General features: G+C 59.8%; 8 protein-coding genes. All 8 read right to left on the bottom strand.

The features are described 5' to 3' along the window. Positions 1-157 precede the first annotated feature (157 nt). The 8 genes from PH605_RS23260 to PH605_RS23225 all read right to left on the bottom strand — a co-directional run bounded on the left by PH605_RS23260 (position 158) and on the right by PH605_RS23225 (position 6387). Positions 158-1675 carry an ATP-binding protein gene (locus PH605_RS23260; RefSeq protein ID WP_161988003.1) on the bottom strand — a complete coding sequence of 506 codons (1518 nt, stop codon included), beginning with the start codon at positions 1673-1675 and terminating at the stop codon, positions 158-160. A 121-nt stretch (positions 1676-1796) separates the two neighbouring features. After that, on the bottom strand, positions 1797-2690 hold the full coding sequence (locus tag PH605_RS23255) for an EamA family transporter (RefSeq protein WP_142846373.1): 894 nt from the start codon (positions 2688-2690) through the stop codon (positions 1797-1799). A 51-nt stretch (positions 2691-2741) separates the two neighbouring features. After that, complete coding sequence (locus PH605_RS23250; RefSeq protein WP_142846375.1) at positions 2742-3380, bottom strand: LysE family translocator; 639 nt, start codon at positions 3378-3380, stop codon at positions 2742-2744. A gap of 72 nt (positions 3381-3452) precedes the next feature. Continuing rightward, positions 3453-3740 carry a HigA family addiction module antitoxin gene (locus tag PH605_RS23245; protein ID WP_020810458.1) on the bottom strand — a complete coding sequence of 96 codons (288 nt, stop codon included), beginning with the start codon at positions 3738-3740 and terminating at the stop codon, positions 3453-3455. Between the two features lie 14 nt (positions 3741-3754). Continuing rightward, positions 3755-4033: a type II toxin-antitoxin system RelE/ParE family toxin gene (locus PH605_RS23240; RefSeq protein WP_142846376.1), complete on the bottom strand. Its 279-nt coding sequence runs from the start codon at positions 4031-4033 to the stop codon at positions 3755-3757. 97 nt (positions 4034-4130) lie between these two features. Further along, positions 4131-4370, bottom strand: a complete 240-nt coding sequence (locus PH605_RS23235) for a hypothetical protein (protein WP_065655931.1) — start codon at positions 4368-4370, stop codon at positions 4131-4133. A gap of 378 nt (positions 4371-4748) precedes the next feature. Then, positions 4749-5570, bottom strand: coding sequence for a glutamate racemase (murI, locus tag PH605_RS23230; RefSeq protein WP_059760388.1), 822 nt, complete (start codon positions 5568-5570; stop codon positions 4749-4751). Continuing rightward, on the bottom strand, positions 5554-6387 hold the full coding sequence (locus tag PH605_RS23225; RefSeq protein WP_142846378.1) for an RNA methyltransferase: 834 nt from the start codon (positions 6385-6387) through the stop codon (positions 5554-5556). The genes murI and PH605_RS23225 overlap by 17 nt, the downstream gene beginning before the upstream one ends. Positions 6388-6498 lie beyond the last annotated feature (111 nt).

The raw sequence follows: 6498 nt of genomic DNA, 5'->3' as shown, positions 1-6498 counted from the left end.
TGCTTGATCTCGGCTGCGTAAACCAGTCCGGAAATACGGCCGCCTGCCTGCATAGGCCGGGATGCGCATCCCGGCCTATGCATCAAGTAAACCACAATACGTCCACACAAGTCCGGCATGACGGAAAGGTTATTCCAAGCAGGAAACCCTGCCAACCTCACTCCGCCGCAAGCCGCGCATCATCCTCAGCCGCATCCGCATCGCCGGGTGCGGTTTTTGCGTCGAGATCGGGAAACGCCACGATGCGCTTGCCGGAGAAATCGGCATGCACCACCACGAGCTCCTTCTCCTCGAAATAACCGAGGAGGCGCCGCGCGCGGCGAGCGGAATGGGTGCCATAGGCGCGGGCAATGCGGGCATCCGACGGGCAAGGCTCTTCACCCAGCGCCGCCTTGACGAGCAGCAGGAAGACCCCCTGCAGATCGTCGGAAACCGACATCGACAATTCCAGCGCCTTTTCCCAGCCTTCGCTTGCTGCCATCGCCGCATCCACGCCGGAACGGGCAATCGCCACCTGTCGGCGGAATTCCGCCAATGTCATCGGCGTGCCGGGAATGCGACGCATACGGGCGCGCACCAGAAAATCCTGATACAGCACGGCATCCGTGCGATAGGCCGATTGCGGATCGTCGAGAATTTCCACAAGAACCGCACCGATCTTTTCCTCACGCTCTTCGGGCGTCAGTTCCGGCTGACCTGCACGCGGCGACTGCTCCGGCGTAGGGCCAACGGCGGCGGGTGGGGAACGGGAGAGTTCGGCCAGAATATCCGTGGTCGGACGTGGTGCTGGCGGTGTGCGGCGCACGGCAGGCCGGGTAAACTCTTCCGGATCCGGCGTGAAGATCAGGTCTTCCACATCCTGCGGCGCATCCGGCAGCGGCATCAGCTTTGGCGAGGAGGAACGCGCCGAGGTTTCCACCGGGCCGATGACGATGGGCAGCGGCCGACGCGACAGCGCCGGGCCAAGCGCCACGAAATTGCCGCGCTGCAGATCGCGGAACATTTCCGCCTGCCGCCGGTCCATGCCGAGCAGATCAGCCGCGCGCGCCATGTCGATATCGAGGAAGGTGCGGCCCATCAAAAAGTTGGAGGCTTCCGCCGCGACATTCTTGGCAAGCTTCGCAAGACGCTGCGTGGCGATGACGCCGGCAAGCCCGCGCTTACGCCCACGGCACATCAGATTGGTCATGGCGCCCAGCGAGGCCTTGCGGGCATCTTCCGTGACTTCACCAGCAACGGAGGGCGCAAACATCTGCGCCTCATCCACCACGACAAGCACCGGATACCAGAATTCACGATCCGCATCGAACATGCCGTTGAGGAAGGCGGCGGCGGCCCGCATCTGCTGTTCAATATCGAGGCCTTCCAGCGTCAGCACGCAGGAAACGCGGTGCTGGCGAATGCGGTTGGCTATGCCGGCAAGCTCCGCTTCGGTGCGCTCGCCATCCACCACCACATGACCGAACTTGTCGGAAAGCGTGACGAAATCACCTTCGGGATCGATGATGACCTGCTGCACCCATGGCGCCGATTGCTCGAGCAGCCGGCGAAGCAGATGCGACTTGCCGGAACCGGAATTGCCCTGCACCAGCAGGCGCGTCGCAAGCAATTCTTCAATATCGAGCTTGGCCTGCTGCCCGCCCGATAGGGTTCCCATGTCGATACCGACCTGCAATGTTCCATTCCCTGTGCTGCATATCAGGACCGATTCCCTCAAGGGACGGCCGAACATGGTCTTTACCAAAAAAATGCTTGTTGCGTCTCACCCATGCCGATAATGCACAGGCAATTCGCTCTTAGCCCTGCGCAGACCTCACCCAAAAGCGTGAAGCGCCGATGCGCCGGCCAAAGACGTTGAGCGCGAGCCCCAGAATGACCAGTGCTGCGCCGACCACTTCGAAAACGGTAATATGTTCGGCAAAAGCGAGGTACGCGCTGATAAACCCGACAATTGGCACCAGCAGCGAAAATGGCGCCACCGTTCCAGCCGGATAGCGCAGAAGTAGGTAACTCCATATCCCAGCACCCACGATCGTCGCGCCATAGGCCATGTAGATAACCACAAAAGCCATGGTCGGGGTCGCATTGGCAACCCCTTCGGCAATCGCTTCCGGCCCTTCCACCACGAGGGACAGCAGGATCAATGGCAGAACAGGCACAAGACTGGTCCAGGCGACGAAAGAGACGGCATTGACCTGACCGATGCGGCGATTGACGATGTTGCCACAGGCCCAGGCAATCGCGGAACCGACGCCCATCAGAAGCGGTACCAGCGCCGCCGCCGTCATCCGCTCCACACCGATGACCGCCAGCCCGCCAAAAGCGATGATCGCGCCGAAGACCTGCGACGGCAATGGCCGTTCACCGAGAAACACCACGGCAAGCGCCAGCGTGAAGAAGGCCTGCGACTGCATGACCAGCGAAGCGAGCCCCGCCGGCAGCCCGAGCTTGATGGCGGGATAAAGCAGGCCGAACTGCACGAAGCCCATGGCCATGCCGTAAACGATCATGTGTCTCCACGGCACATTGGGTTTCGGCAGGAAGAACACAATGGGCACCGCCGCAAAGAGATAACGCACACCCGTCAGAAACAGGGGCGGCATATCGGCGACGCCCACCTTGATGACGACGAAGTTGAAGCCCCACAAAAACACGGTAATCAGGGCAAGAAATATATGCGGCAATGCCATTTTGTTATGTCCGAATTTCAGGCGATCGACGCCTCAGGTGCTTGAGGGGCTTTAAGCCGAAACCGCCCTCTTCCAGCCGAAGGTAATGAGGCCGGCACCGATCAGGAGACCGCCGCCCGTGCGGTTGACGATGCGCTGAACCTTCGGCTTGCGGATCGTATTGCGGGCGGCACTTGCCAGAAGTCCATAAAGCGCCGCATTGACAGTGGCAAGCACCAGGAATGTGACTTCGAAAATCAGCACCTGCGGCCAGAAAGGCGGCGTCGGCACCAGAAACTGCGGCAGGAAGGCCACGAAGAACACGATGCTCTTCGGGTTCAGCGCGGTCACGATATAGGCATGCAGGAAGATTTTGAGCGGTCTTTCACGGCCGGTCACGCCCGTCCCTTCCGCCCCCTCGCCGCTGACCGGCGAACGCCACAGCTTGATGCCGAGATAGATGAGGTAAGCCGCACCGATCCATTTAAGCCCGGTGAAAAGCGCCGCCGATGTGGCAAGCAGCGCGCCGAGCCCCAGCATGGAAGCCGTCATTGCGGTGAAATCACCAAGCGCCACGCCCGTCACCGTCGCCGTGCTGGCCTTGCGGCCATGGCCCAGCGCATAAGAAATCACCAGCAGGATCGTCGGTCCCGGAATGGCAAGCATGATGGCGGATGCGGCCACGAAGGCCAGCCAGTTTTCCAGCGGCATGAGGAATCTCCCTATCTTATCTTTGGGAGCAAGCCACCAAAACCAGAAGGTATCAAGCCAAATCTTCGAAGATTATGCCGCCCTGTCATCCAACGGACGAACGGGCGGCTGCTCACGTTTCATCGCCTGTGCAAGATCGTAATTCGACTGCATGGCAAGCCATGCCCGCGCGGTGCTGACCCCTGCCCGCTCCAACCGTAAGGCAAGGTCTGGGCTGACCCCTGCCCGTCCGTTCAAGACCCGCGAAAGCGCTACGCGCGACATTCCAAGCCTTTCAGCAGCGTCTGTTACGGAAAGCTGAAGTGCGGCAATAACCTCTTCCCGTAACAACTCACCGGGATGAACAGGAAATTTCATCATTGGAACAATTCCCTTCAGTGATAATCCTGATAGTCGACAAGTTCGACGTCGCTATCCAGAAATCGAAACGTCACACGCCAGTTTCCATTCACCCATATGGACCAGTGGCCCCTCATGTCACCCTTTAACGGATGAAGTTTAAGACCAGGAAGATCAAGATCGGGAACGCCTGCCGCAACCTCAAGCAAGGTTAGTATTCGGCCAAGCTTGGCGGCATGAGCAGGCTGAATACCCTTCGTCGTCCCGGAACGATAAAAAGCTTCCAGTCCTTTGTGTCGGAAACTGACGATCATAAGAACAGCGTATCCTGTATCGCATCGCTATACAATACGTAACGGCAGAGATGCGGCGGCCTCCCCGACATTTCTTTGCCGGAGAGGCCTTTGCCAATCAAAACCGGGGCGCCCAGTGAGGAACCTCCCAATCCCGCCGCCGCTTCACCCGCGACGGGTCAAGGCCAATATCGACCAGCAGGCGCTCTGGCAGATCGGCAGGATCGGTCGGCGGTGCGCGCGGCACCACTGCGGCAATGAGAACCGCTTTCAGGGTTTTCCAGACACCGAATGTGACGAACAAGCGATCGACCGCATCCGGCAGCGCATATGCTACCAATGGTTGATTTTTCTGCATGGGAAATCCATCCCGGCGCGGCAAAGCGGCCAGGTCCTTTATCGATGGAAAACGACATGCCGAAACGGTGCGCGCAGCACTCATGCCACGCAAACGCGCAAGTCACATGTCGGACGAAGTGAAAATGCCAAACGGCAGGGAAATCAGGCCATAAGCCTTATCGGAGGGAGATGCCTCGCATCACATAACCGCCGATAAACATGCCGGAAAGGCCTGACATGCCGTTAAGGCGCATATTGATGTCATTGGTCATTCCACGCCTCCATTTATAGCGGTTACAGACAAGGTGCATCTTACACAAGAAATCCGGCGCGACAAGTGGTCGCAATCTCGAATTGCAAAAGACGGATAAAACAGATGCAAAAATACAACAGGCGCTCAGGCTGCCGAAACGCTGAGACCGAAACCCTGCATCAGCCGCCGGGTGGCGAAATCCGGCTTGCCGGAGGTGAAGACGGCAAAATCGAAACCATCCGGATGCTCCGCATCCTGCGGCAGCGGCACAAGGTGGCGCGCGCGCCGCGCAATCGCCTCGGCGGGGTCAAGCCAATCCACCGGCCATGGCGCCAGCCTGCGAAACAGATTGGCCATGAAGGGGTAATGGGTGCAGGCAAGAACGACGATATCCGTGCGTTTTCCCTCGCTGTCGATGAAACAGGGTTCGATTTCGGCAAGCACAGCCTCATCCGAAACCGGCTCGCCCCTGATCCAGCTTTCCGCCATGCGCGCCAGGTTTTCAGAGCCGACGAGGCGGACATGACATTGGCTGGCGAAGGACTGGATGAGATCGCGCGTATAGGCGCGCTTGACGGTGCCCGGTGTCGCCAGCACGGAAACGAGGCCCGAGCGGGTGCGCTCCGCTGCCGGCTTGATGGCGGGCACAGTGCCAACGAAGGTCATATCCGGAAAGCGGGCGCGAAGATCTGCGCCAGCGAGCGTGAAGGCGGTGTTGCAGGCGATGATGCAGACTTCGGGGCTATAGTCGTCCAGCAGCTTGTCGAAGAGCGAGAGAATGCGCGCCTTCAGGGCTTCCTCCTCCCAGCCGCCATAGGGAAAACCCGCATCGTCGGCCACATAGATGAAGCCGCGCTCGGGCATCAGCACGCGCGCCTCGCGCAGCACGGTCAGCCCGCCAATGCCGGAATCGAACACCAGCACCGGTTTCAGCACATCGGCCGCCGCCTCACTCGTCTTCAGCATTCTCCCCTGCTCCCTCGGCCGACGGCCCCGCTGCCCTTCCCGCCTGCTTCGGCCACTGCCGGGGAAAGCGGTCGAGCGAATTGATCACGCCACGGAAAACGCTGATTTCCTGCTCCGAAAAACCGCGTCGCGACAGCACGGCGCGCAGATTGTCGACCATTTTCGGCTTTTTTTCAGCGGGATGAAAATAACCCCGCGCATCCAGCGCTTCCTCGATATGTTCGAACAGGCCAAAAACCTGTTCCTTGGTCGAAGGACGCTGCTCGACGGACTGGAAAATCGTCTCTCCCAGATCGTCCATGCCGGATTTCATCCATTCATAGGACATCAAAAGCACGGCCTGCGCGATATTGAGCGAGGCAAAAGCGGGATTGACGGGAAATGTCACGATCTCGTCGGCCAGCGCCACTTCCTCATTGGTCAGCCCCCAGCGCTCGCGGCCGAAGAGGATACCGGTCTTTTCGCCAGCCTTGAATTTTGCCCTGAGCGTATCGGCGGCGGTGACGGGCGCACGCACCGGCTTGAAACCGTAGCGCTCACGCGCGGTCGTGGCATAAACGAAGTTCAGGTCCTTGATCGCCTCTTCCAGCGTCTCGAATACCTTCGTGGCGTCAATGACGTGATCGGCCTTGGAGGCTGCGGCGCGCGCCTTCTCGCTCGGCCAGCCGTCACGCGGATTGACCAGACGCAATTCGGCCAGGCCGAAATTGGCCATGGCCCGCGCCACCATGCCGATATTTTCGCCGAGCTGCGGTTCGACGAGAATGATCGCCGGGCCTTCCGCCACAAGTTCGAGATCGCTGTTTGTGCCTGCCATCGTCTTTTGTCCGTGTGTTGAAGCGTCGCATCGATTTTCAGCCTGACGCGCTAAAGCGCGCTTCACTGGCACAGATCGGCGCCAAAATCAAAGCCGGCGCGGAGAAAGCCT

It is taken from the genome of Agrobacterium sp. CFBP 3001, from assembly GCF_027871605.1.
Lineage (GTDB): Bacteria > Pseudomonadota > Alphaproteobacteria > Rhizobiales > Rhizobiaceae > Agrobacterium > Agrobacterium leguminum.
This window is presented reverse-complemented; position numbering and strand designations above follow the sequence as displayed.